Here is a 24,288-nt window from a genome sequence, read left to right as displayed (position 1 = left end):
CATGAACGCCTTCAACTCCCTGATGGACGGCTTCGGTACGGCCCTCACCCCCATCAACCTCCTCTGGGCCGCCGTCGGCGTCCTCCTCGGCACCGCCATCGGCGTACTGCCCGGCATCGGCCCCGCGATGGCGGTGGCCCTGCTGCTCCCGGTGACGTACGGGCTCGAACCGACCGGCGCCTTCATCATGTTCGCCGGCATCTACTACGGCGCGATGTTCGGCGGCTCGACCACCTCGATCCTGCTCAACACGCCGGGCGAGAGCGCGGCCGTCGTCGCCGCCATGGAAGGCCATCCGATGGCCAGGTCAGGGCGCGGGGCACAGGCCCTCGCGGCCGCCGCCGTCGGCCACTTCGCGGGCGGCATGATCGGCACGACGCTCCTGGTGGTCCTCGCGCCGACGGTCGCCGACCTGGCCGTCGACATCGGCGCGCCCGACTACTTCGCCATCATGGTGCTCGCGTTCATCGCGGTGACCTCCGTGCTCGGCGCGTCCCGCGTCCGCGGCCTCGCCTCGCTCCTCATCGGCCTCACCATCGGCCTCGTGGGCCTGGACCAGATGACCGGCCAGCAGCGGCTCACCTTCGGCTCGCTGCAACTCGCCGACGGCATCGACGTGGTGATCGTCGCGGTGGGCCTCTTCGCCATCGGCGAGGCCCTCTGGGTCGCCGCCCACCTGCGCCGCACCAGCGGCCGGGCGATCCCCGTCGGCCGCCCCTGGCTGGGCAAGGAGGACGTCAAGCGCACCTGGAAGTCCTGGCTGCGCGGCCCGCTCATCGGCTTCCCCTTCGGCGCGATCCCCGCCGGCGGCGCCGAGATCCCCACCTTCCTCTCCTACGTCACCGAGAAGCGCCTGTCCAAGCACAAGGACGAGTGGGGCAAGGGCGCCATCGAGGGTGTCGCGGGCCCCGAGTCGGCCTCGTCCGCGTCGGCCGCCGGAACCCTCGTCTCCATGCTGACGCTCGGCCTGCCCACGACCGCCGTGGCCGCCGTGATGCTCGCCGCCTTCCAGCAGTACGGCATCCAGCCGGGACCGCTCCTCTTCGAACGCGAGGCGGACCTGGTCTGGGGCCTGATCGCCTCGCTGTTCGTCGGCATGGTGCTCCTGCTCGCCCTCAACCTGCCCCTCGCGCCGGTCTGGGCGAAGCTCCTGCGCATCCCGCGGCCCTACCTCTACGCGGGCATCCTCTTCTTCGCGGCCGTCGGCGCCTACGCGGTCGGCGGAGAGTCGCTCGACCTCGTCATCCTGCTCGTCATCGGCCTGCTGGGCTTCGGGATGCGGCGGTACGGGCTGCCGATCCTGCCCGCCGTCATCGGCGTCATCCTCGGCCCCAACGCCGAGCAGCAGCTGCGCCGCGCCCTGCAGATCAGCGACGGCAGCGCCGCCGGCCTCGTCGACACGCCGTTCTCCAAGACGGTCTATGGCCTCATCGTCCTGATCGTGGTGTGGCCGTTGTTGCGCAAGGCGGTGGTGCGGGCGCGGCGACGTGGCGTAGACGTAGAGGCATGACCACGCCCGACGCCTTCGCGGACATCCGCCTTGCCACCGCCGCCGACGTGCCCGCCGTGCGGGCGGTCACGGACGCGGCGTACCACCGCTACATCGAACGCATCGGGCAGGTCCCCGTCCCGATGGAGGCCGACCACGCGGCCGATGTGGCGGCGGGGTTCGTGTACGTCACCGGGGACCCCGTGGTGGGTCTCCTCGTCCTCGTCCCGCGGCCGTACGAGGGGCGGCTCCTGCTGGAGTCGATCGCCGTCCACCCCGACGCCGCGGGGCAGGGGGTGGGCCGGCGGCTGCTCGCCTTCGTGGAGGCACACGCGCGGGCGCTGGGGTTCGTCGAGATCCGCCTCTACACCAACGCGCTGATGTGGGAGAACCAGAAGATCTACCCCCGGTACGGGTACGAGGTCGTCGAGCGGCGCATGGACGGCCCCTACGGCCGCGTCCACTACCGCAAGCGGCTCGCGTCGAGCTGACGGGGCATCACCCCCGGCTCAGCCGTCCGGCCACCACGTCCGCTGGATGTCCTTGCGGACCTCGGGCCTCTCGCGCGGCCGGACCTCCGCCTCCTGACGCTCCCGCACCCGGCGGCTGACGGACTTGCCCACGGGCTTGTGCGTGGTCACTCGACGCATGGCGGCCTCCCGGCTTCCCGACTCCCTGCCTTACCGATGTCCATTCCAGGCACTCGGTAGACCTGTTGCGGCCCGCTTTCTGATCGAGGGCGGATTGTCAGTGACGGCTGCGACGATCGGAACATGACGCGGAACAGGGCGACGGAGACGACGGACAGGGTCGACGGAGAGCCGGTCGGGCGGGCCGGGCCGGCCGATCCGGTCGACTGGGACGCCATGGCGGCCACCTTCGACGAGGAGCCGGACCACGGCCTGCGGGACGAGGCGGTGCGGCGCGCCTGGGCGGACCGGCTGCGGGACTGGCTGCCGGAGGCCTCTGGCGACGTCCTCGACCTCGGCTGCGGCACGGGAAGCCTCGCCCTGCTCGCCGCGGGGCGCGGCCACCGGGTCACGGGGGTCGACCTGTCCCCGAACATGCTGGAGCGGGCCCGCGCGAAACTGGCCTCCTACGACGCGGAGTTCCTGGTGGGCGACGTCCGCGAACCCCCGGTCGGCGGCCGGAAGTTCGACGTGGTCCTGGCACGCCACGTCCTGTGGATGATGCCGGACCCGGAGGCGACGCTGCGGGACTGGTGCGCCTTGCTGCGCCCCGGCGGGCGACTGATCCTGATCGAAGGGGTGTGGGGCACGGAGTCCCCGGCGGGCCTCCCGATGTCCCGTCTGGTGGCGGCCCTGACGCCCCTCGCCTTCCACATCCACACCGAACGCCTTTCGGGCGACGCGGAGTTGTGGGGCAGACGGGTCGAGGACGAGCGGTACGCGGTGGTGGGCACGCTGCCCCGGACACCGGCGCGGCACGCCGAGATCGTCGACGTCCACCTGATGCTGCGCCACGGCGACGCCGTACTCCTGTCCCGCCGCACCGGCACGGGCTACGCCGACGGCCTGCTGCACCTGCCCTCGGGCCACGTGGAGCCCGGCGAGGACGTCCGGACGGCGATGATCCGCGAGGCCCACGAGGAACTGGGCATCGACCTCACCCCCGCGGACCTGCGCGCGGAACTCGTCCTCCAACACCGGGGCCCCGGCGAGACGCCACGCACGGGCTGGTTCTTCTCCGCGCGGTACGGGGCGGGCGGCACCCCGCGCAACACCGAGCCGGACAAGTGCGCGGAACTGTCCTGGCACCCGTTGTCCGCACTGCCCCACGACATGGTGGCGTACTGCCACGCGGCCCTGACGGCGTACCACTCGGGCGAACACTTCGCACTCCACTGGCAGTCGGACGAGGAGGGGGTCGCGTACGACGACGGGGGGACGGGGGCGGAGCCGCTGGGGCCGAGGTGTGGTGCGGTTGCCGTGGGGTCAGGGGAGAGGGTGGCCGTTGGTTCGGGTTTGGGATTCCAGGGTGTTCAGGGACTCTCTCGCTGATCTGGCCGCCTCGGGGTCCGTCGTCTGGAGGGCGCTTGCCTCGAACTCGTCCTCGTCCAGGCGCACTACCGTGGCGCCGTCCGCCGAGCACCACAGGTCCAGGTCCAGGTCCTCCACCGTGAGAACCGTGTCGTCGCGTACCGCGGGGCGGGTCACGTCGCAGTACCAGCCCTTGAGCGTGCCGTCCGGCCCGTACACCTCCTTGATGGCGTACTGGGGGCACCTCCCATGCCCTTCAGGCTATGGGGGAGGTCACGCCAGTAGTGCTCGATGAAGACGTCGCCCGGCTCGAAGCGGACGAAGCCGAAGTCGCGGACGCCGGGCGCCGCCCACGGGGCGCGGACGGTCACGTGGGTGCCGTCGTCGGAGAGGAGCTGTGCGGGGTAGCGGATCTTGGTGCGGCCCGCCTTCGTGAGGACGATGTCCAGTGTGGTCCCGCCCTCCGTGACGCCTTCCGTCGTGTCCTCCGTCGCGTCAGCCGAGTGTGCGGACATGACGGACCTCCGTTCCGCAGATTTCGTAACCGAACCATGCGTTGATCGCCAGCATCGGCTCGTTCCCGGCGTCGTTGCCGGTGAACGCCTCGGTGCAGCCGGCCGCGCGGGCGCGGTGCAGGGAGTCGTTCTTCGCGAGCTTGGCCAGGCCGCGGCCGCGGTGGCCGCGCGCCGTGCCCGTCATGCCGGAGGAGTAACGCCCCGCCCCGTCCGTGAGGGCCAGGCTGAACGCCGCCGGGCGCCCGTCCACCAGCACCACCGTGGTGAGTTCCCTGCTGGTCAGCGGGTGGTCCCAGGTCTCGGCGCGCCAGTGCTCGTAGTCCGTGAACTCGGCCGCCACGTCGCCCGGTTCGTCGGCCACGGTCTCCGCGTCCAGCGCGAACAGGGGCCGCGCGTCCTGCGCGTACAGCGATCCGCTGACCAGCTCCACGCCGACCGGCGGCTCCTGGCGGGGCGGCAGCGTGCCGTGCGCCAGGTCCAGGCGGAGGAAGTGCGCCGTGCGCCGGGCGGCATAGCCGTGGCGGGCGGCGAAGGCGAGGTTCGCGGGCTCGTCGAGCACCCACGCGTAGACGAACCGTGCGCCCGCGTTCGCCAGGTGCTCCTCGGCGGTGCGCAGGAGGAGCGTTCCGGCGCCCCGGCCGAGCCGCTCCGGGTCGACGTAGATGTTGGCGTAGCCCTGCCCCGGCTCGGGGCTGTCGTGGGCGACGCCCACCTGTGCCGTCCCGATGACCTCCCCGTCCGCCTCGGCGATCAACTGCCGGTAGGCGGCGTCCGGATGGGCGTGCGCCCGGTCGAAGGCGACTGCGGCGGGCGAGGTGAGCATGGACGGTACGCAGGCGCGGCGCACGGCGGCGAAACCGGCGTCGGCCGCGGTGGCCGCGGTGGCCGCGGGGGCGGCGGGGGCGGCGGTGGCGGTGGCTGGGGTGGTGGCCGGGGCGTCGGCGCCGAGGGCTCGGACGATCACAGTCATGGAGCCGCACGGTACGCGCGGGCCCGCCCGGAGTGCCTCCCCTTTTTCCCCGGGCGCGGGCGGTCCGCTTCCGGCCCGAGTGTGCGGGACAATCGCTCCGTGACGTTGAAGATCGACATCGATGAGGGCGCGGGCGACGCGCCGTACGAGCAGGTGCGGGCCAGGATCGCCGAGCAGGCGAGGTCGGGCGGGCTGCCGGTCGGCTACAAACTGCCCACGGTGCGCGGGCTCGCCGAGTCGCTCGGCCTCGCGGCCAACACGGTCGCCAAGGCCTACCGGGCGCTGGAGGCGGACGGGGTCATCGAGACGCGGGGGCGGAACGGGACGTTCGTCGCGGCGGCGGGGGACGCGGCGGCGCGGGCCGCTGCGACGGAGGCGCGGGCCTTTGCCGAGCGGGCGCGGCGGTTGGGGTTGTCCGAGGCGGATGCGTTGGGTGCGGTGCGGGATGCGGTGCGGGCGGTGTACGGGGACGCGGGGTAGGCCTCGGGCCGCGTTCACCGGCGGTCTTCGCTGGGCGGGTCCGGCGGTTGGCGCTGTCCGAAGGCGTCTGCGGGTGCGTGGGGGCTTGCGTCTGCGCCTTGGGTTCGTTTGTGGGTGCGGGGCCGCGGGGGTATGTGCGTACTCGCCATCCACTGTTCGCCACGCCTCGTGAACGGCGGGGCTACATTGCGCTCGGTGCTCCGTGCGCACATACCCCCACGTCCCCTCCCGTCTCGTACGCGGGTGCGGCCCGGTGGGGCTGCGGTTGCGCATGCGGATGTGTTGGCCGCCGTGCGCGCGGTGTACGGGGCGCGGGTTTGCCGCCGGGCGTGGTCCGCGGCCTCCTGTGTCCTACAGGTACAAACCCGCATCCGACCCCTCCCGCTGGTCCGGCACCGATGTCGGTGTCGTTCCGCGGCGTAGGGCGAAGAGTTCCGCGAGGGTCGCGCCCTCGCGGCCCACGCCCTCTTCCGTGCCCAGCCACTCCACCGACTCGGTGCGGGTCAGCGGGCCGACCTCGATGCGGGCCAGGCAGCGGCCGGGGCGGACCACCGCCGGGTGCAGGCGCTCCAGGTCCTCGTTGGTGGTGACGCCCACCAGCACGTTCCGCCCCTGGCCGAGCAGGCCGTCCGTGAGATTGAGCAGGCGCGAGAGCGCCTGACCCGCCGTGTGCTTCGCCTCGCCGCGGATCAGCTCGTCGCAGTCCTCGAGGAGCAGCAGCCGCCACCGCCCCTTCGCCGTCCCGTCGTCCTCGCCGATCGCGATGTCCATCAGATAGCCGACGTCACTGAACAGCCGCTCCGGATCGAGGACGCAGTCCACCTGGCACCAGTCCCGCCACGAGCGCGCCAGCGTCCGCAGCGCCGACGTCTTGCCCGTGCCCGGCGGGCCGTGGAGCAGGAGCAGCCGGCCCGCGATGTCCTCGGGCGTGGTCTTCATCAGGGAGTCCATGGCGTCGGCGACCGGCGCCGTGTAGTTGGACCGCACCTCGTCCCACGTACCGGCCGAGATCTGCCGGGTGGTGCGGTGCGGGCCGCGCCGCGGGGAGACGTACCAGAAGCCCATGGTCACGTTCTCCGGGACGGGTTCGGGCTCGTCCTGCGCGCCGTCCGTGGCCTGGTCGAGGACCTTCTCGGCGAGCTCCGCGGTGGTCGCCGTCACCGTGACGTCCGCGCCGTGGTTCCAGCGGGAGACCAGCAGCGTCCACCCCTCGCCCTCGGCGAGCGTCGCGCTGCGGTCGTCGTCGCGGGCCGCGCGCAGCACCTTCGCCCCAGCGGGCAGCAGCGTGCAGCCCGACTTCACGCGGTCGATGTTCGCGCTGTGCGAGAACGGCTGCTCGCCGGTGGCGAAGCGGCCGAGGAAGAGCGCGTCCACGACATCCGCCGGGGAGTCGCTGTCGTCGACGTTGAGCCGGATCGGCAGGGCGTCCTGTGGGTTCGCAGACATGCCGACATGATCCGGCACGCGCACGCCGTCGTGCACCAGGTTTCCCCAGTGCGCCCCCAGAACCTGCCCCACGCCTGCCGCACACCCGTCCCACACCCGCCGCACCTGTCCCGCCCCCGACGGGCGCCGATACGCTTGTCCCTGATGGCACGTCATGGGTGGAATGCGAACGTACGGGGGTGGCGTCTCGCCGCCCTGCTCGGCGTCGGCCTGGTCCTGCTGGCCCTGGTGCTCACCCTCGTCGACACGGGGCCCGGGGACGGCCCCGGGGGCGGGGGTAAGAACGGCATCGCCGGCACCAGCCCCGACGGCGACAAGGTGCACGGCGACCCCGTCGTCCCGCCCGGCGCCCCCGCCCCCCGGGTCGGCTGGGGCTTCACCCACACCCAGTACAGCGCCGACGACGGCGAGGACGCGGCCGTCGAACGCGTCCGCGCCGAACTCGCCGGCCAGGGCAGGCCCGTCCCGCAGATCCAGCACCTCATGGGCTGGGGCGCGGGCAATCCGGAACCGGTCAAGGGCCGTTACGCCTTCGCCGCGATGGACGACCGGATCGACTTCGTCCGGGCGAGCAAGGGCACCCCCGTCGTCACCCTGTGCTGCGCCCCCGACTGGATGAAGGGCGGCCGGCCGGGCGCGGACAACACCGACTGGAGCCAGGCCGCCCTGGAGAAGGCCCCGGAGCGCGCGCATTACGCGGACTTCGCGAGGCTCGCCGCGACGGTCGCCAAGCGCTATCCCGACGTACGGCACTTCCTCGTCTGGAACGAGTTCAAGGGCTTCTGGAACGACGCGGAGGCCCGCTGGGACTACGAGGGCTACACGGAGCTGTACAACCTCGTCTACAAGGAGCTCAAGAAGGTCGACGCTGACATCATGGTCGGTGGCCCCTACCTGCCGATGAGCAGCCTGGACCCGCGCAGGACCGGCGGCTCGTCGAAGGAGCTGACGGGGCCGTGGGGCAGCCTGGACCAGCGCGTCCTCGACGCCTTCGCGTACTGGAACCGGCACAAGGCGGGCGCCGACTTCGTCGTCGTCGACGGTGCCAGCTACACCGATGACGACGAGATGCTCCCCGACGAGTTCCGGGCCACGGACAAGTTCACGGCCGTCGGCCGGTGGCTGCGCGAGCGGACCGGCGACCTGCCGCTGTGGTGGGCCGAGTACTACGTGGAACCGGGTGACAGTGAGGACGACCGCGACGGCTGGACCGAGCCGCACCGCGTGGCCGTGCACGCCGCCGGACTGATCGCGATGGCCGAGGGCGGCGCCACCAGCGGCTTCTACTGGAACCCGCAGAAGAAGGACGGCGACGCGTGCGCGGGCTGCCTGTGGACGTCCACGCGGCGCCCCGACGGCGGCGCCGCGCTGCCGATGCTGCGGCTCGTCGAACGCTTCGGCAAGGAGTTCGGGCCCGGCACGCGGTACGAGACGGTGCCGGTGGACGCCGGCGCCCGGGACGACGTCCGGGTGCTCGCCGACGACGACGCGGTCCTCGTGGTCAACACCCGCGACCGGCACGTCGACGCGAAGGTCGACGGACACCGGGTCGGCCTGCCGGGGTACGGCGTGCAGTGGCTGGAGCGCTGAGCCGGCCGCCCGCCGTCACCCGCCGCCCCCTCACGCCATCGTCACGAACCGCTGGACCAGCGCGGCGAGGAACACCGCCAGCAGCGGCAGCGCGAACCAGAAACTGCCCTGGAGCCACCGCTGTTGCCGCACGCTCGGCGCCGCGCCGACCCGTACCACCTCGCGCGCCCCGAGGATGAGGATGAGCAGGACGGCGGCGAGTCCGCCCGCCACCGACCAGGGCGTCCAGGTCACCCGCGGCCCGACGGGCCCCGGGTCGGCCTCGGCGACGGGGCCGTCCGGTCGCTCACGCAGCGTGTAGAGCGCCGCGTCGTCGTTGCCGAGCACCTTCGTCAGCCCCCGGCGCTCGTCGAGACGGCCGAGGAGCTGCGACTCCCACCCCGGCGGGTAGCCCGCGTCCAGCCGCAGATAGGTCGTCTGGCCCCGGTTGACCATCAGATACGAGCGGGGGCCCGCGTCCTTGAGCGCCTTCACCAGGCCGGACACCAGGACGGGGTCGGTCGGCGCGAGCGTGGGGACGTACTCCACCTTCTCCATGTCGCGGGCGCCCCACGGCATCGCGGGCGTCACGTCGTCGACCGGGTCGGCGGTCAGCCAGAGCAGCCGCACCGTCGGATCGTCGTGCGCGTACACGTACTCCATGGCCGCGACCTCGCCGGGACGGACCCGCTCGAAGGACTCGTTGCCCCAACGGGCCACCAGGAAACCGCCCATCAGGACGAGCCCGGCGAGCAGCACGGCCCACGGCGCGAGCCCCGCGCGGCCCCGGCCGCGCTCCCGCGGCGCGTGGCCCGCGCGCGGGAACAGCGCGAGGCCCGCGAGCAGCGCCGCGCCCGGCAGCGCGAACATGAAGACGCGCAACGCCATCTCGCCGCCGTACGACTGCATGCCGAAGCCGAGGAACGGCACGAAGGTCAGGACGAGCAGCGAGCGTTCGCCGTATCCGTTGCGGCGTCGGCGCCACCAGCCCCAGCAGGCCAGCGCCATGACGGTGCCGGCCATCGTCACGCGCGCGTACAGCACGAGCCGGTGGGCCGAACTCCCGCCCGCCATACGGCCGGTGACCGACGACGACACATTGCCGCCCACGCCGCCGACCCCGCCGAACAGGTCGTCGAAATGGCCCGACCAGTACGGCTCGGCGAGGAAGCCCAGCCACCCGACGACCAGCAGGCCGCACAGGAGCGGCAGGCCGCGCAGCTCGCACCGGCCGACCATGACCAGGACCGTGAGGACGCCGAGCATCATGAACGGCGTCAGCTGGTGCGCGGGAACGGTCGCCGCGAAGAGCCCGGCGAGGACGAGGAGGAGCACCACGCGCTCCCGCCGGCCCGCCGGTTCGACCTCCGCCTCGCCGGGGCGCCGCCCGGCCCACAGCACGCGCGGGGCCCGGAACCACACCAGCAGGATCGCGACGAAGGCGAGGTGGAGCAGATACGTGAAGCCCTGCGGGGAGAAGTAGTCCTGGCCGACCCAGCCGCTCAGGACGAAGACCCAGAGCCCCGCCCACTTGGCCCGCCAGGACGCCCTCAGCGAGCGCACGAGCAGCAACATCGGCGCCAGGTAGAGGAGTTGGACGACCGTCGGCCACCAGCGGATCACCTCGGTCAGGTCCGATGCGCCGCACGCCCGCGCCACGAAGCCGGCCACGGCGAAGAACCCCGGCCAGCTCCAGCGCGCGTCCAGATCGGGCACCGCGGAGCCCGTCCGGTCGATGTACTCCATGAAACCCAGGTGCTGCCAGGCCGTCGCGAACCGCGGCTCGGTCTCGACCACCGCGGGCAGGGCGTGCAGCGAGACCACGGTGGCCAGCAGCGTCAGGAGCAGGAGGCCCCGGACCGGCCGGTCCATCCCGAGCAGCGCCGCGAACACGACGACCAGGAGGGCCGCGCCGAGCAGCGTGGGCAGCGGCACGACGGAGACCAGACCGAGCCCGCCCATGGCGTCGAGGTCCCGCTCGCCGAGACCGAGGACGGGCAGCCAGTACAGGGCGAGGGCGGTGGCCAAGAGCAGTGCCATGACCAGGACGTGGCGGCGGCGGGCAGGCGGGGGCGCGCCGGGCTTCTCGCTCGACGACTCGCCACCCGACGGCACGCTCAGGCCGGCCAGGCCCCCGCCCGACGGCACGCACAGGTCCGCCAGGTCCCCGTCCGGAGCCACGCCCGCCGCCGGCTGCGCGGGAGCCCCCCGCACCACCCCGTACAGCTTCGGCGCCGCGACGGCCACGATCACCGCGAGGCTGCAGACCTCCGCGACGCCCGCCCCGGCCAGCCCCATCCGCGGCAGCAGGAGCAGCGTCAGGCCGAGCACCAGGACGCACAACAGGCCCTGCAGCCAGGCGATCCCGGACGTCCTGTTCTGCGCGCGCCGCACCGCGAAGTACGTCTCCATGACGACCCGCAGCAGCGCCCCCACCGCGAACCAGCGCAGCAACGGCGTGGCCGCGTCCGCGTACCCCCGGCCGAACAGGCGCAGGATCAGCGGCGCCGCGAGGAAGAGCACCCCGCACACCGGCAGCATGAGCAGCGCCATCCGGCGCAGCGCCGAGCGGGTGTTGGCGGCGAGCAGCGCCGGGTCGTGCGCACCCTCGACGGTCAGCGACGCGCCCATGTTGATGGCGAGCAGATTGACGGTGCCGCCGATGGTGGCGGCGATGTAGAAGTACGCGTTGTCGACCGAGCCGACCTGGGAGGCGACGAGCACCGGGACCAGATAGACCACGGCGAGCGAGAACAGCGAGCCGGTGTAGTCGCCGGCCAGGAAACGGCTGACCTCGCGCGCCGTCGGCGGCCGCGCCGTGCCGCCGGTGGCCCGCACGTGCCGGGGCACCAGACGCCGGAAGACCAGCCAGCCGAGCGGGACCACCGACACGAGGATGGCGGCGACCCAGGAGACGAAGACGCCGGCGGTGGGGACCGCGGCGGCCATCGCGACGAGCAGCCCGAGCTTGACGACCGAGAAGACGGTGTTGCCGACGGGCACCCAGAGCGCGTTGCGCAGCCCCGTCAGCACTCCGTCCTGGAGGGTCAGTACCGACCAGGCGACGACGGCGAGGACGAACCCGGCGCCGTGCGCCGGTCCGTGCAGGAAGCGGTACGAGGGTCCCCAGAAGCCGAGCGTGAGCAGGAAGGCGCAGGCGGCGAGCGCCACCGCCGCCGAACTGAGCGCGTACGTACGGAAGATGAGCCGCCCCGCGGCGCGCCCCGCGACGGGGATGAACCGGGCGAGCGCGCCGGTCAGCGTCAGCGCGGTGAGCCCGGCGAGGAGCTTCATGGCGGCGATCGCCGCGGACCCCTGGCCGACGGCCGGCTCCGAGTAGTACCGGGCCGCGGCCAGCCAGTAACCCACGCCGAGGACACCGGAGATGCCGGTGTTGAGCATGAGCGCGTAGGCGTTGCGGAACAGCGGGCTCGGGCCGCCGCCCCGGCCGGGCGGCGGTGTACCGGGCCCGGTGACGTCGGCCTGGGCCGTGGTCGTGTCAGACACGTGAGGGGATGGCCTTCCGACGGACCTGTCGTGCTCTGCGGACCACGGCGTACCCCTTGGTCAGGGCGCGGTCCCCGGCGAAGGTGCGGACGATCGACCGGCCCGTGACGAGCCGCTCGAACTCCTCGGGCCCGGTGGAGCGGCGCACGGTCACGCGCCGGAGCGCGTACGGGCCCTGGGCGCGCCGTGCCAGGTCGTTGCCGACGGCGAGCGCCTGGTCGAAGCCCGTCTCGCGCACGCGCGTGCGCACCCGGCGGCTGGAGTAGCCGTACGGGTACGCGAACGACACCGGCCGGGTGCCGACCTGGTCGGTGACGATGTCGCGGCAGGCCCGCAGCTCGAACCCGAGCGCGTCGTCGTCCAGTTGGTCGAGCTCGGGGTGGGTGTGGCTGTGCCCCCCGATCTCCGCGCCCGCGGCGGCGAGTTCGCGCACCTGGTCCCAGTCGAGCATGCGGTCCGGGCCGCCCCCGGTGTCGTGCTCGCCGCGCAGCCAGCCGGTGGAGACGAACACGGTGGACGCGAAACCGAGCCGGGCCAGGACGGGAAGCGCGTACCGGTGCACGCCTTCGTAGCCGTCGTCGAAGGTGATCAGGACCGGCCTTTCCGGGAGGCGGCCGCCGGACGTGCGCCAGACGGCGGCCAGTTGGGCGGTGGTGAGCGGTGTGAACCCGCGCTCGCCGAGCACCTCCATCTGGCGCGTGAAGGCGTCCGGCGTGACGGACAGGTCGTGCGTCGCCACGTTCGGCGCGGGGGCCACGGAGTGATACATCAGTATCGGCACCGCTTCCGTGCTCATGCCGCGGCTCCCGCGCCGCCCGCGCCCTCCCCGGTCTCCCGGATGTCCGAGATCTCCACGACGGAGAACCCGGCGCCGCTCTTGCGCGCACGGAGGCTGCCGAGCGCGTACCCGCCGGCCGCGCTGAGCACCCCCGCCACGATGGCCCCGGCGCGGCCCGCGCCGCCGGGTCTGCCGAGGACCGCGTCGCGCAGGCCACGGGCGACCCCGGCGGGCAGCACTCGGGTGGTGTAGCGCCGCTCCGACGCGAGGCCCCGGGCGGCGCCGACGCTGCGGGCCACCAGTGCCTTGGAGAGTCCTTCCGCGTAGGTCCTGGTGCGGAAGTAACGGAACCGCTGCCGTGCGGCCGGCACCCGGTGGTGGATCACCGCGCGGTCGTCGATGAGCAGGACGGCGTCGGGTCTCGCGCGGGTGAGGCGGATGCAGAACTCCGTCTCCTCGCAGCCCAGCGGCCGTCGGCCGCCGTCCCGTCCGATGCCCGTGGCGAAGCCGCCCGCCGCGTCGAAGGCGGTGCGCCGGAACGCGGCGTTGCCGCCGAGGACGTTGCGCACCCGCACCCGCCCCGGCGGCAGCCCGCGGTAGGTGCAGCCGACGACCCAGTCGAACTCCTCGGGGAACCAGCCGGGCCGCCGCCCGCAGTCCCAGGCCGGCAGCGTGCGGCCGCCCACGGCGAGGACCCGCGGATCCTCGAACCCCTCGGCGAGGTGCCGCAGCCAGTCCCGCTCGGCGACGGCGTCGTCGTCGAGGAAGGCGACGAACTCACCGCGACAGGCGGCGATCCCGGTGTTGCGGCCGGCCGAGAGGCCGCGGGGGCCCGCGTTGGCGAGCACCCGCACCCCCTCGGTCTCCCGGTACTCCCGGGTCAGCCGGTCCTGGAGCGCGGCGTTGTGGTCCACCACGAGAAGGGTCTCCAGGGCCGTGAGCGACTGGGCGCGCACCGAGGCGACGGCGGCGCGGATGTCCGCCCAGCGGTCCTCGGTGTACACACAGACGACGACGGAGATCCGCGCGGTCACGACACCTCTCCCTGTCTGGGTCCGTAGGGGAGCACCCGAGCGCTCCTGCGGGCCCGCCGGACGCGGTGGGAGCGCTCGCCGAGGATCACCTTGAGGACGCGGATACCGTCCCGGACGGCCCTGAGGTTGCTGACGCCGTGGATCCGCAGGTACTCGTGGCTCGGGATCTCCTGCACCTTGAGCCCTGCCTTGACGACCCGGATGTTCATCAGGGTCTCGACCTCGAAACCGGTGCAGTCGAGCTCGATCTTGTCCAGGCAGTGCCGCCAGAAGGCGTTGTAGCCGTAGCAGAGGTCCGTGTAGCGGGCGCCGAACTTGGTGTTCACGACGGAGCACAGGACGTGGTTGCCGAGCTTGCGGATGGGCGTCATGTCGTCCGTGCCGCCGCCGTTGGCGAACCGCGAGCCCTTGGCGAAGTCCGCGCCGGAGACGAGGGCGGAGACGTAGGAGACGATCTCGTGGCCGTCGGCCGAGCCGTCGGCGTCGATCATCACGATGATGTCGCCGGTGCACGCGGCGAACCCGGCGATCAGCGCGTCACCCTTGCCCTTGCCGCGCTGGCGGACGACCTTCACGCCGGGCCACAGCTCACGGGCGACGGCCACCGTGTCGTCGGTGGAATTGCCGTCCACGAGCACGACTTCGTGGATCCACGCGGGCAGCGTCTTGAACACGTACGGCAGATTCTCCGCTTCGTTCATGGCGGGTATGACGACACTGACCGGAGGCGCGATCGCCAGGTGCGTGGAGATCGGGCGGTAATTCCTGGCGCTCTGGTCCAGCGGGTCCTGGCCGGCGTCGGCCGGGCGTACGGAAGAAGACATTGAGTCCGGTGATCCCTCTCGTCCGGTGGGCGGCCCACCACGGGCCATCCGGTAATGGATCCAGCACGAAAAGGGGGTGCTCATGCGGGCATGACGAAGAGGACTCCGTGCACGCCGGTGAGCCGAGATCGCGCGGGACGTGACCCGGCCGTCGAGCCGAGGCCGGTCACGACACCCCCCTGCCGCGCCTAGTGCATCGACTTGAGATCGCTGTCCGCGCGTTTTCCGGACCGCATCCTGCCGATGTTCTTGAGCAGTCTGTCGGCCGGTTCGAACAATTCCGGTCTGGATCGCACGGTGTTCCGTATCGCCCTGACCGGAGCACGCCGCGCCCGGTGTCCGAGCGCGACCGGGTGGCGCAGCGCCACCCACCCCTCGGACACGGTGAGTTCGCGTGTCTTGAGGGAATCCTTGTAGGCCTTCTGACCGCGACCGAGGTCCAGGTACGCGATCCCGTCGGCGGCGGCCGCCTCGGCCATGCGCAGATGCAGCACGAGGCCGGGCGAGTACTTCGCGTACGCCGGGTCGTACGCGGGGAACCAGCAGGAGAGGATCCGCTCCGAACGCAGCCCGAAGTGCGCGGCGACCGGCACGTCCGCCACGTACAGGACCGACAGGATCCCGGCGAACGAGGCGGAGCGGGTGTGGAAGAGCCGGCGCACCAGGCCGGTGATCCACGGGCGCGCGAACCGGTCGCCGCGCCCCGTCCTGCGGTACTGCGCCGACTTCCACGCCATCAGCCGGGCGAGGACGGCGGGGTCGCGCTCGTCGTGCACGTAACGCACCGCGCCGTGGTCCCGGCCGAGCCTGCGCTCCTTGGCCAGCGTCGTACGGGTGAACTTCGGTGACCGCTCCCGGAGCCCGCCGAGATACTCGGCGTAGCCGCCGTCGACGTCGATCACCGGGGACGCGAAGGTGCCGGATGCGCTCGCCGCGAACGACGGCTGACCGCCCACCAGATGATCGAACTCCCAGACCGCGAGCCCGCAGCCCCGCACCAGCTCCCGGGCGTCCCAGCGGAAGCCCGGCCGGTGCACGAGCCCCTGGCAGTCGGAGACACCGATGCCGACGGCCCGGCCGACACCCGCGACGGACCGCTGGAACGGCAGGAACGCCGCGGGGCCGCCCTCCTCGCGTACGACGGCGATCCGCACCCCGCGCCGCTGGTGCCCGGTCGCGACCGCGAACTCGGGGGAGAGGAAGGGGTTGGCGAGCTCGGGCACGCCGTCGAGATGGGCCTTGGACTGCCAAGCGGTCCACGCCGCCCGGTCGGCGGAGGTGAGGTCGCCGGGGCGGTGCACGGTGATGTTCACGTCAGGAGGTCCACCTTCGTACGGTGCGTTGGTGCGGTGCCTTCGTACGGTGCGAGGGCGTGCCGTCGTACCGCGGCCGGCAGCAGGATGAGTGAGCTGAGCATGGCCACCGCGGCGACACCGCCGCGCACCGACCACAGGTGCAGCGCCAACATCCCCTGCGCCACCAGCATGTCGACCGCGACGGCCCCGGAGACGGAGGCGACGGCGCGCCCCCACGGCGTCAGTCCCCGCAGCGCCGTGCCGATCGCGGCGGCCGGCGCGGCGAGGAGGAAGAAGAGGGTGAGGGGGCCGCGCAGCGGCGACTCCAGATCGGCGAGCGCCAGCGTCGCGCCCACCCCGGCGACGGCGACGCCCGCCCCGGTGAGCAGCGGCGAAAGATCCGTCGTCGGAAGTTTGTTCCCTATGAACTGCATTGGCGACTTTGCCCCCCAGCGCGCCGGATGCCGGGCTTCAATGTCGCGCAGCCGAGATCGGCGCGTCAAGGTGCGGAGGGGGCGTGCAGATGTTCCCCGTCATCACCCGTGAGTGTTGGTGAACTCCCCATGTGGGCAAGTCAGTTGATGAGTGACTCATCGAGGAACTTATTGACATGGACACTATCGGCGACCCGTGCCGCGTGCTACCACGGTCGAGGCAGAAACCCTGCTAAGGGAGGTTCCATGAAATTGTCCCGCATCACGGCATACATGTCCTCGCTCCTCCTCGCGATCGCCTTCGCCCTCACCGGGGCGGCGGCGGCCCACGCGGACCAGTCGGCCGGTCAACGCGCCGCGGCCGGCGGCTATGTGGCCCTCGGCGACTCGTACTCATCGGGCGTCGGGTCCGGCAACTACGACAGCGGCAGCGGCAACTGCAAGCGCAGCACCCGCGCCTACCCCGCCCTGTGGGCGGCGGCCCATTCACCCGCAAGCTTTGACTTCGTCGCCTGCTCGGGCGCTCGTACGGGTGATGTTCTGGCGAACCAGCTCGGCCCGCTCGGCTCCGGCACCGGACTCGTGTCGATCTCCATCGGCGGCAACGACGCGGGATTCGCCGACGTCATGACGACCTGTGTGCTGCAGTCCGAGAGCACCTGCCTGGCGCGCATCGACACGGCCCGCAAGTACGTCGACTCCACCCTCCCCGGCAACCTCGACCGGGTCTACGACGCGATCAGCGCCAAGGCCCCCTCCGCCCACGTCGTCGTCCTCGGCTACCCCCGCTTCTACAAGCTGAGCGGCAGCTGTCTCGCGGGCCTCTCCGAGCGGGAGCGGTCCGCCATCAACAGCGCGTCCGACTACCTCAACGCCGCCACCGAGAAGCGCGCCGCCGACCACGGCTTCACCTTCGGCGACGTCACGTCCGCCTTCTCCGGCCACGAGATCTGCTCCAGCAACTCCTGGCTGCACAGCGTCAACTGGCTGAACATCAGCGAGTCCTACCACCCCACCGCCGCCGGACAGTCCGGTGGCTACCTGCCCGTCTTCACCTCGGCCGCCTGACCCCCGCCCCGCCTCACGGCGAGTAGGAGGCTCCGTCCGTCGGGGTCTCCTGCTCGCAGGCCACCGCGTACGCGACCGCGTTCGAGGTGGCCTGCACCGGGCGGCGCACCTCGACGCTGATCGCGTTCTCGTACGTGCCGCCGTCCGCGTCGTACGCCGTCTCGACGTGGTTGACCTGCCGCGTCCTTGCGCCGCCCGAGGAGAACGAGAGCGTCTTCCAGCCGGGATCGGCCGGCTCGCCGGACCGGGTGACCCAGCGGTACTCGACGGTGGCGGGGACGCGGCCCACCGTGAACGTCGCGGTGAACGAGGGGGCCTGACCGGGTGTCGGCGGGCACACCCCCGTATAGCGCGTGTGGGCGCCGGATACGTAGACCTTCACCGTCTGTGCGGGCGGCTTCGTGGTGCCGCCGTGCCCGCTGTTGTTGCCGCTGCCGCCGTCGTGCGTGGAGCCACCGCCGTTCGCGTCGGTGTCACCGGTCTTGCCGCCCCCGTCCGAGCCGCCACCCGCACTCTTCGTCGCGCTGCTGTCCCCGCCCTGACCACCCGTGGGCCGACCGCCGCCGACCTGGGCGCCGCCGTTGTCGCTCCCGTCGTCGCCGTCGTCCCGGTCGACCAGGGCGTACGTGAGGCCGCCCAGGGCGAGTGCCAGGGCGGCCACCCCCGCGATCAGGGCCGCCCTCGCACGACGGGACCGCCGGGGCCCGGCCGCACCGGTGACGGTGGTGGTGGGCGGGTGCGGGGGAGGGGTGACGGGCAGGGGCGCGGGCGGGGTCGGGTCGTACGGGTGCTGCCCGGCGGTGGCCGTCGGCAGATAGGGGCCCGGGGTCTGCGCGCGCAGCGTGCCACCCGAGGCGACGGTGCGCAGATCGCGCTCGGCGTCGGCGGCGGACATCCGCTCGTCGGGGTCCTTGCGCAGCAGCCCCTCGATGACCGGGGCGAGCGGCCCGGCGGCGCGGGCGGGCGGCAGCGGTTCGTCGACGACCGCGCGCAGCGTGCTCAGCGGGGTGTCCTGGCGGAACGGTGAGCTGCCCTCCACCGCCGCGTACAGCAGGACGCCGAGCGACCACAGGTCCGATGCAGGTCCGGGACGGTGGCCCAACGCCCGCTCCGGGGCGAGGAATTCGGGCGACCCGACGACCTCGCCGGTCATCGTCAGCGCCGAGCTGCCCTCGACCAGGGCGATGCCGAAGTCGCTGAGGACGACGCGGCCGTCGTTGGCGATCAGTACGTTGCCGGGCTTGACGTCGCGGTGCAGGACCCCGGCGCCGTGGGCGGCGCGCAGGGCGGCGAGGACCTCGGCGCCGATGTGGGCGGCCCGCAGCGGAGGCAGCGCGCCCTCGGCGTCAAGCACGTCGGAGAGCGAGAGGCCGCGCACCATCTCCATGACGATCCACGGGCGGCCGCTGTCGTTGGCGACGTCGTAGACCGTGACCACGTTGCGGTGCGGGATACGGGCGGCGGCCCAGGCCTCGCGCTCCAGCCGGGCGTACAGCCGCTCGACGTCGCCCGCCGGCAGGCCCGCGGGGGCGCGCACCTCCTTGACGGCCACCTCGCGGCCGAGCACCTCGTCACGGGCCCGCCACACGGTGCCCATGCCGCCCTCGCCCAACGGGGACAGGAGGCGGTAGCGGCCGGCGATCACGCGCTCTGACTGGCTCACGGGCGCCCCCATCCGCAGCAGTGCGATTCTCCACAAAAGTAGCTCAACCGAGCGCGGTTGCGGCCCCCTTGCACAGCAATCCGCCCCCAGGCCGGATTGCCGCGTTGACCCCACCACGCCTCCGCGATTGCATGCAGGTGGCCGCCCGCGGGGACCGGGGGGCCTCCGCGAGCTCTCGCGAACCACCTGGGGGGAAACGACCATGACCAAGCGCATGACAGGGCGGATGGCCAAGCGCGTGACCGGGCGCACGGCCGGGCGCACGTCCAGATCCGCGACGGTGGCCGTCGTGGCCTGTGCGGTCGTGGCGGTGTGGCCGGGCGCCACCGCGACCGCCTCGGCCGGATCGACGGCAGCCGTCGACGCCGCAGGTGGCGGCCTCGGTGCCGGTGTCGAGCGGATCAGCGTCGCCACCGACGGCACGCAGGCCGACGACGCCTCCGCCGGCGCCTCGATCACGCCCGACGGCCGCCACGTCGTCTTCGCGTCGTCGGCGAAGAACCTCACGCCCGACACGTCGACGGGCGGCGACAAGGTGTTCGTCCGTGACCGGCGGACCGGTCAGACGGGCCGGATCGGCTATCTGACCACGCTCCAGCCCCCGGCGATCAGCGGCGACGGGGAACACGTCGCGTACCCGGTGCAGTGGATGAACGACGTACGCATCCGTCAGTACCAGGTGAGCACGGGGCGGACGATTTCCGCCGACTGCTCCGCGCACAGCTGCAACCAGCCCTCGCTCGGCGCGGACGGCCGCCACATCGCCCTCGCCATCCGCTTCAAGGCACCGTTGTCCGGCCAGCGGGTCGAGGTGCAGGACTGGAACACCGGCGCCAAGCAGACCGTCGCCGACCTCGGCCACACCCTCCCGTCCCGGCCCTCCCTCAGCGGCGACGCCCGCCGCCTCGCCTACCAGGACGCTCAGGCGGAGGACGTGTTCGTGTGGGACCGGACCGGCGGCACCGATCCCGGCCCGATCGAGGGCCCGGCCAAGTCGGCGTCGCTCGTCCAGCTCAGCGACGACGGCGGCAAGGTCGTCTACCTCTCCGGCTCCGACACCTATGTCCACGACATGAGTTCGGGCACCGCACAGCAGGTGCCGGACGCGCGGGGCGTGGCCATCGATCCCACCGGCCGCTATCTGCTGTACGCCCGGCAGGCCACGGGCGGGCCCTCGCTGGTCCTGCGCGACCTGCGGAGGGGCACCGACGAGACGATCTCGGACCGGCCGGCCACCGCAGGGACCGACGCGGTCAGCGCCGACGGGCGCGACGTGGTCTTCCAGTCCGCGGCCGACGACATCGTGCCGGGCGACACCAACGGCAAGCCGGACGTCTTCGTCCGCCACCTCTACTGACCGACGCGCCGGGCGGAGCCGGCCGGTCCGGCCGGAGCAGCCGCTGACGGTACGTGAGATACCCCACGTCGCAGCGCCGCTCCGGGGCCCCGAAGGGGGCGATACCGCCCCCCTCTCGCGCCGTATGTCCAACTCGCCCTGGAATCAATCGGATTCGGAGAGTGACCGTCAACCTCCTTGTGGGGAAGGTGAATCCTGCGACCGGGATACACGTGTGTCATGAGGGGGCGATAGGGTTAACCTGCCCTGGGCCGGGTGCCCTCGTACGGGTGGGGAGTGACATGGAACAGATAACGGTGCGCAGCAGGGCGCGTGTCCCTGCGATCACTTGTGGCAGCAGCGCGAGCAGTTCGCGTCTCGACCGTCATCTCTCGGTGCTGGGCGGCCCCGCCGTCCCGCAGCGCGAGTCGCACGAGGCGACGCTGCTGATGCGTGAGCTGACCTCACGTGACGCCGCGCACGCCCGCAGCAGCAGGGGTGTCCGAGTGAGCCGAGTCTCGCTCTTCGCGCCACTGCGCAGGCTGCGGCGCTCGCTGTTCGGCGGACGCTGACCGCGGGTGGTCCCCGGGACGGAACCGCCGCTCCGCGGCGGATCTTTCCCACCCACCCCGCTCCACCCCGTCACCTGTCACCACCGGACCCACAACCCCCCTGCCCCAAAGCTCCGTTGAGACCACCGGGGCACCGTTGAAACCATCGGGTTTCAGCCATGCGTGACCGACCGCCGGGCCCCTCGGCCCACACTCCCCCGGGAGGCCCGCGGTCGACCCCGGCACGTCGATTGCCGACCGCCGGACTGGCGCCGGCCCTCTAGAACACCGACCAGCCCGTCACCGTAGTGAAGTGGTCGAGTGCTGCCACGCCCGCCACGGAGTTGCCGTACGAGTCCAGGCTCGGGCTCCACACGCACAGGGTGCAGCGGCCCGGGATCACCGCGACGATGCCGCCGCCCACGCCGCTCTTGCCGGGCAGGCCGACCCGGTAGGCGAAGCTGCCCGCCGCGTCGTACGTCCCGCAGGTGAGCATCACCGCGTTGACCTGCTTCGCCTCGCGCGGGGGCAGCAGGCGCGTGCCGTCGCCGCGCAGTCCGTGCCGGGCCAGGAAGGCGGCCGCGAGGGCGAGGTCGCGGCAGCTCATCCGGATCGCGCACTGCCGGAAGTAGTGTTCGAGCACCGTGGCCACGGGGTTGTCGAGGTTGCCGTAGCTCGCCATGAAGTGCGCGAGGGCGGCGTTGCGGTCGCCGTGCTCGGCCTCGGACGCGGCCACCACCGGGTCGAAGGCGAGGTCCGGGTTGCCGCTCTCGGCGCGCAGGAACTCCAGCATCGTGGTGCCGGCGTCCCCGGTGAGCGTCTGCAGCCGGTCCGTGACGACCAGCGCCCCGGCGTTGATGAAGGGGTTGCGCGGGATGCCGTTCTCGTATTCGAGCTGGACGAGGGAGTTGAAGGGGTTGCCGGAGGGTTCCGTGCCGACCCGGTCCCAGATCCGGTCGCCGCCCTCCGCGAGGACGAGCGCGAGGCTGAAGGCCTTGGAGATGGACTGGACGGAGAACGGCTCCTGCCAGTCCCCGACGCCGTACACCGCGCCGTCGACGTCGGCGACCGCGATGCCGAAGCCCTCCGCGTCCACGTCCGCGAGCGCCGGGATGTACTGGGCCACCTGGCCGCGGCCCACCAGCGGCCGGGCGAAGGCGGCGACTTCTTCGAGTACGGCCTGGTAGTCCACAACCTGAGCTTCCTGTTCGTCCCACGCGGCCGTTGCGTCCCGAAAAGACGCTGGTCAGGGGGGTATGTCGGCGGCCGCGGCCACAGAATAACGCCCGGCCGCCCGCCGCGGTCGCACTGCCCGGGGGCGGGCCGCCCGCAACCTCAGAGCAGGGCGAACTGCCCCTCCGGCCCCTCTTCGCGGTGGTCCAGGACCGACGCGGGCCTGCGCGCGGCCTCGGGCACGGGCAGGACGCCCGCCCGGCGCAGCCCGTCCTCGGTGAGGGACGCGCCGAGGGACGAGCGCAGCTCCTCCTGACGCGGGGCGAGCTCCGCCACCAGCGCCAACACCGTGATGAGTTCGAGCAGTTCGGACGTCCACGGCTGGGGCCAGACCGTCGGCCGGATCGCCTCCAGGGTGCCCGCCTCGGCCGGCTCGGTGCGCAGGGCGAACCACCGCTCGACGATCCGCACGCCGCTCACCTCGTACTCCCAGGCCTGTCTCGGCACCGGCGAGATGACGCCCTCGTCGCCGACCAGGAGCACCTCCTCGTCGGCGTCGTACGCGAGGGTGCGCGGCCGGGCGGGGAGCGGCGAACGGACGTACGGTCTGCGGCCGCCCGGCAGCTTCGGCCGGTCGCCGCCGCCGTTGCCGCGCAGCTGCAGCCGGAGCAGCCGCCGCCCGAGCTCCACGCCCCGCACCCAGACATCGGCGTCCCGGGTGAGCGGCACGCGGCAGCCGGCCGGTGACCCGGTCCCGGTCGCCAGCGCCCAGGCGAGCAGCGCGGGCGCCGTCACGTCCTGCCCGAGCGTGTCCGAGAGGTGCGCGAGCAGCCCGGGCGTCACATTGGGCTCAAGGCCGCCGGGGCGGCGGAACAGCGGCCGGACGCGGCCCGGCCGCCCGGCCGGTGAGCGGCCGTCCGGCAGCACGGCGGAGGCGAGGACGGCGGGCCCCGCGGCGCCCGGGACATGGCCCTGTTCGACGGCGAAGAGCTGACCCTCGCCCGCGACCCGCCACAGCTCGGGACGGGCGACGTCGAGGAGGCGGTGGTCGGGGATCAGCCACTGTTCGTCGTACGGGCCGTGCAGGACGCGCACGGGTTCGGGGCAGGGGCCGCTCTCGCGGGCCAGCCGGCCGGTGCCGCCGGGGTGGCCGGGGAGCTGGGCGACCGCGGTGTGCAGGGTGCGGGCGCGGGTGGGGCAGAAGAGGGCCTCGCGGTCTTGGCCCGCGGCGCGCACGAGCGCGTTCCAACGGGCCTTCAGAGATGCGGAGTCCGGGCCCATCGGCCACCCGCGGCCCGGCCGGAGCGGTGCGACGGACCACGGCATGAGATCCGCGAGCAGCGGCGCTTCGTCGTGCGTCACGTCCGGCATCGTACGACGGGAGCGCCCGGCCCCGTCACGTCGCGTCGAGCGTGACCGAGAAGGAGAAGCGGTCGCCGCGGTAGTGGATGCGGGCCACGTCCAGGGTCCTGCCGTGCTCGTCGTAGGTGACGCCCGTGTAGTGCAGGATCGGGCTGAGCAGCGGCACTTCGAGCAGCCGGGCGGTCTCCGGGTCGGCGAGGGTGGCCTCGACGGTGTCGGTGATCCGGCTGATGCGGACGCCCACCACGTCGCGCAGGACCTTCGTCATCGGCCAGCGCACCAGGTCCTCGCCCTCGATGCGGGCGGCCAGTTCGGGGCGGATGTAGTTGCGCGCGTGGTTGGTCGGCTCGCCCGTCTTCTCGTCGCGGCGCAGCCGGTGGTACGTGGCCACCTCCGCCGAGTCCGGGAAGTGCTCGGCGAGTTCGGCGGGGAGCGGGACCGTGCCGTGGTCCAGGAGCCGGGTGGTCATGCCCGACTGCTGGGCCACGATCGCGTCGACCGAGCCCAGCAGCCGGACCGGGGTGCCGCGCCGGGCGCTCGGCTCGATGAAGGTGCCGCGCCGCCGGTGCCGGGTGATCAGCCCCTCGTCCTCCAGCTCCTTGAGCGCCTGCCGCATGGTCAGCACGCTCACCCCGTAGTGCCCCGCCAACTGCTCCTCGGTGGGCAGCCGGAGCGGGGCGTCGGGGGAGCGCCCCAGTATCGAGGCGCGCAACGACTGCGACACCTGATACCAGAGCGGTAGCTTCCGATTCAGGACGATCGAGTCCGGGGCGAATGCGGTCACGGTCTCTCCG

At 72.8% G+C, this 24,288-nt stretch carries 21 protein-coding genes and 1 pseudogene; 8 read left to right on the top strand and 14 right to left on the bottom strand.

Annotated elements, in window-relative coordinates:
- The first annotated feature begins 1 nt into the window (after position 1).
- Entirely contained in the window at positions 2–1,510 is a 1,509-nt protein-coding gene (locus tag ACFYO9_RS35380) for a tripartite tricarboxylate transporter permease (RefSeq protein ID WP_358777980.1), read from the top strand.
- On the top strand, positions 1,507–1,980 hold the full coding sequence (locus ACFYO9_RS35375; protein ID WP_358777979.1) for a GNAT family N-acetyltransferase: 474 nt from the start codon (positions 1,507–1,509) through the stop codon (positions 1,978–1,980). Before ACFYO9_RS35380 ends, ACFYO9_RS35375 begins: the two co-directional genes overlap by 4 nt.
- A gap of 18 nt (positions 1,981–1,998) precedes the next feature.
- On the opposite strand, the gene ACFYO9_RS35370 is transcribed toward ACFYO9_RS35375, so the two are convergent.
- Positions 1,999–2,139 carry a hypothetical protein gene (locus ACFYO9_RS35370; protein ID WP_355810029.1) on the bottom strand — a complete coding sequence of 47 codons (141 nt, stop codon included), beginning with the start codon at positions 2,137–2,139 and terminating at the stop codon, positions 1,999–2,001.
- A 123-nt stretch (positions 2,140–2,262) separates the two neighbouring features.
- Between ACFYO9_RS35370 and ACFYO9_RS35365 the strand changes: the two genes are divergently transcribed.
- Positions 2,263–3,510, top strand: a complete 1,248-nt coding sequence (locus tag ACFYO9_RS35365; protein ID WP_358777978.1) for a methyltransferase domain-containing protein — start codon at positions 2,263–2,265, stop codon at positions 3,508–3,510.
- On the opposite strand, the pseudogene ACFYO9_RS35360 reads toward ACFYO9_RS35365, so the two are convergent.
- Together ACFYO9_RS35360 and ACFYO9_RS35355 are read right to left on the bottom strand one after the other, a co-directional pair.
- A pseudogene (locus ACFYO9_RS35360) lies at positions 3,445–4,004 on the bottom strand (DUF402 domain-containing protein). The gene ACFYO9_RS35365 and the pseudogene ACFYO9_RS35360 overlap by 66 nt on opposite strands.
- Positions 3,985–4,974 carry a GNAT family N-acetyltransferase gene (locus tag ACFYO9_RS35355; protein WP_358777977.1) on the bottom strand — a complete coding sequence of 330 codons (990 nt, stop codon included), beginning with the start codon at positions 4,972–4,974 and terminating at the stop codon, positions 3,985–3,987. The pseudogene ACFYO9_RS35360 and the gene ACFYO9_RS35355 overlap by 20 nt, the downstream one beginning before the upstream one ends.
- A gap of 99 nt (positions 4,975–5,073) precedes the next feature.
- Between ACFYO9_RS35355 and ACFYO9_RS35350 the strand changes: the two genes are divergently transcribed.
- Positions 5,074–5,454, top strand: coding sequence for a GntR family transcriptional regulator (locus ACFYO9_RS35350; protein WP_358777976.1), 381 nt, complete (start codon positions 5,074–5,076; stop codon positions 5,452–5,454).
- A 351-nt stretch (positions 5,455–5,805) separates the two neighbouring features.
- Here ACFYO9_RS35350 and ACFYO9_RS35345 read toward each other — a convergent pair whose 3' ends face one another.
- Positions 5,806–6,900 carry a DUF5925 domain-containing protein gene (locus ACFYO9_RS35345; protein WP_358777975.1) on the bottom strand — a complete coding sequence of 365 codons (1,095 nt, stop codon included), beginning with the start codon at positions 6,898–6,900 and terminating at the stop codon, positions 5,806–5,808.
- Between the two features lie 144 nt (positions 6,901–7,044).
- On the opposite strand from ACFYO9_RS35345, the gene ACFYO9_RS35340 reads away from it, so the two are divergent.
- Positions 7,045–8,490 (top strand): xylan 1,4-beta-xylosidase, encoded by a 1,446-nt coding sequence (locus ACFYO9_RS35340; protein ID WP_358777974.1) that lies wholly within the window; start codon positions 7,045–7,047, stop codon positions 8,488–8,490.
- 30 nt (positions 8,491–8,520) lie between these two features.
- Here the strand turns inward: ACFYO9_RS35340 and ACFYO9_RS35335 are convergent, their stop codons facing one another.
- The 6 genes from ACFYO9_RS35335 to ACFYO9_RS35310 all read right to left on the bottom strand — a co-directional run bounded on the left by ACFYO9_RS35335 (position 8,521) and on the right by ACFYO9_RS35310 (position 16,341).
- On the bottom strand, positions 8,521–11,976 hold the full coding sequence (locus ACFYO9_RS35335; protein WP_388667041.1) for a lipopolysaccharide biosynthesis protein: 3,456 nt from the start codon (positions 11,974–11,976) through the stop codon (positions 8,521–8,523).
- Positions 11,969–12,772 carry a polysaccharide deacetylase family protein gene (locus ACFYO9_RS35330; protein WP_358709766.1) on the bottom strand — a complete coding sequence of 268 codons (804 nt, stop codon included), beginning with the start codon at positions 12,770–12,772 and terminating at the stop codon, positions 11,969–11,971. Before ACFYO9_RS35330 ends, ACFYO9_RS35335 begins: the two co-directional genes overlap by 8 nt.
- A complete protein-coding gene (locus ACFYO9_RS35325) occupies positions 12,769–13,788 on the bottom strand; it encodes a glycosyltransferase family 2 protein (protein ID WP_358777973.1) in 1,020 nt (339 codons plus the stop codon). Before ACFYO9_RS35325 ends, ACFYO9_RS35330 begins: the two co-directional genes overlap by 4 nt.
- Positions 13,785–14,612, bottom strand: a complete 828-nt coding sequence (locus ACFYO9_RS35320; protein ID WP_355810052.1) for a glycosyltransferase family 2 protein — start codon at positions 14,610–14,612, stop codon at positions 13,785–13,787. Before ACFYO9_RS35320 ends, ACFYO9_RS35325 begins: the two co-directional genes overlap by 4 nt.
- A 188-nt stretch (positions 14,613–14,800) precedes the next feature.
- Positions 14,801–15,925, bottom strand: coding sequence for a GNAT family N-acetyltransferase (locus tag ACFYO9_RS35315; RefSeq protein WP_358709763.1), 1,125 nt, complete (start codon positions 15,923–15,925; stop codon positions 14,801–14,803).
- Positions 15,922–16,341, bottom strand: a complete 420-nt coding sequence (locus tag ACFYO9_RS35310) for a hypothetical protein (protein WP_358709762.1) — start codon at positions 16,339–16,341, stop codon at positions 15,922–15,924. Before ACFYO9_RS35310 ends, ACFYO9_RS35315 begins: the two co-directional genes overlap by 4 nt.
- Positions 16,342–16,587: 246 nt before the next feature.
- On the opposite strand from ACFYO9_RS35310, the gene ACFYO9_RS35305 reads away from it, so the two are divergent.
- Positions 16,588–17,409, top strand: coding sequence for an SGNH/GDSL hydrolase family protein (locus ACFYO9_RS35305; protein WP_355810060.1), 822 nt, complete (start codon positions 16,588–16,590; stop codon positions 17,407–17,409).
- Positions 17,410–17,422: 13 nt separating this feature from the next.
- On the opposite strand, the gene ACFYO9_RS35300 is transcribed toward ACFYO9_RS35305, so the two are convergent.
- A complete protein-coding gene (locus ACFYO9_RS35300; protein WP_358777972.1) occupies positions 17,423–19,084 on the bottom strand; it encodes a serine/threonine-protein kinase in 1,662 nt (553 codons plus the stop codon).
- Between the two features lie 190 nt (positions 19,085–19,274).
- On the opposite strand from ACFYO9_RS35300, the gene ACFYO9_RS35295 reads away from it, so the two are divergent.
- Together ACFYO9_RS35295 and ACFYO9_RS35290 are read left to right on the top strand one after the other, a co-directional pair.
- Complete coding sequence (locus ACFYO9_RS35295) at positions 19,275–20,429, top strand: hypothetical protein (RefSeq protein ID WP_358777971.1); 1,155 nt, start codon at positions 19,275–19,277, stop codon at positions 20,427–20,429.
- A gap of 281 nt (positions 20,430–20,710) precedes the next feature.
- Entirely contained in the window at positions 20,711–20,980 is a 270-nt protein-coding gene (locus ACFYO9_RS35290; RefSeq protein ID WP_355810071.1) for a hypothetical protein, read from the top strand.
- A gap of 259 nt (positions 20,981–21,239) precedes the next feature.
- Here the strand turns inward: ACFYO9_RS35290 and ACFYO9_RS35285 are convergent, their stop codons facing one another.
- The 3 genes from ACFYO9_RS35285 to ACFYO9_RS35275 all read right to left on the bottom strand — a co-directional run bounded on the left by ACFYO9_RS35285 (position 21,240) and on the right by ACFYO9_RS35275 (position 24,278).
- Positions 21,240–22,151, bottom strand: coding sequence for a glutaminase (locus ACFYO9_RS35285; protein ID WP_355810074.1), 912 nt, complete (start codon positions 22,149–22,151; stop codon positions 21,240–21,242).
- Between the two features lie 143 nt (positions 22,152–22,294).
- A complete protein-coding gene (locus tag ACFYO9_RS35280; RefSeq protein WP_358777970.1) occupies positions 22,295–23,503 on the bottom strand; it encodes a type ISP restriction/modification enzyme in 1,209 nt (402 codons plus the stop codon).
- 25 nt (positions 23,504–23,528) lie between these two features.
- Positions 23,529–24,278, bottom strand: coding sequence for a GntR family transcriptional regulator (locus ACFYO9_RS35275; protein WP_355810080.1), 750 nt, complete (start codon positions 24,276–24,278; stop codon positions 23,529–23,531).
- Positions 24,279–24,288 lie beyond the last annotated feature (10 nt).

This window comes from Streptomyces sp. NPDC005863 (assembly GCF_042871345.1).
Taxonomy (GTDB): Bacteria; Actinomycetota; Actinomycetes; order Streptomycetales; family Streptomycetaceae; genus Streptomyces.
Note: the sequence above shows the minus strand (reverse complement) of the source record. Positions and strands in the feature narration are given on the sequence as shown.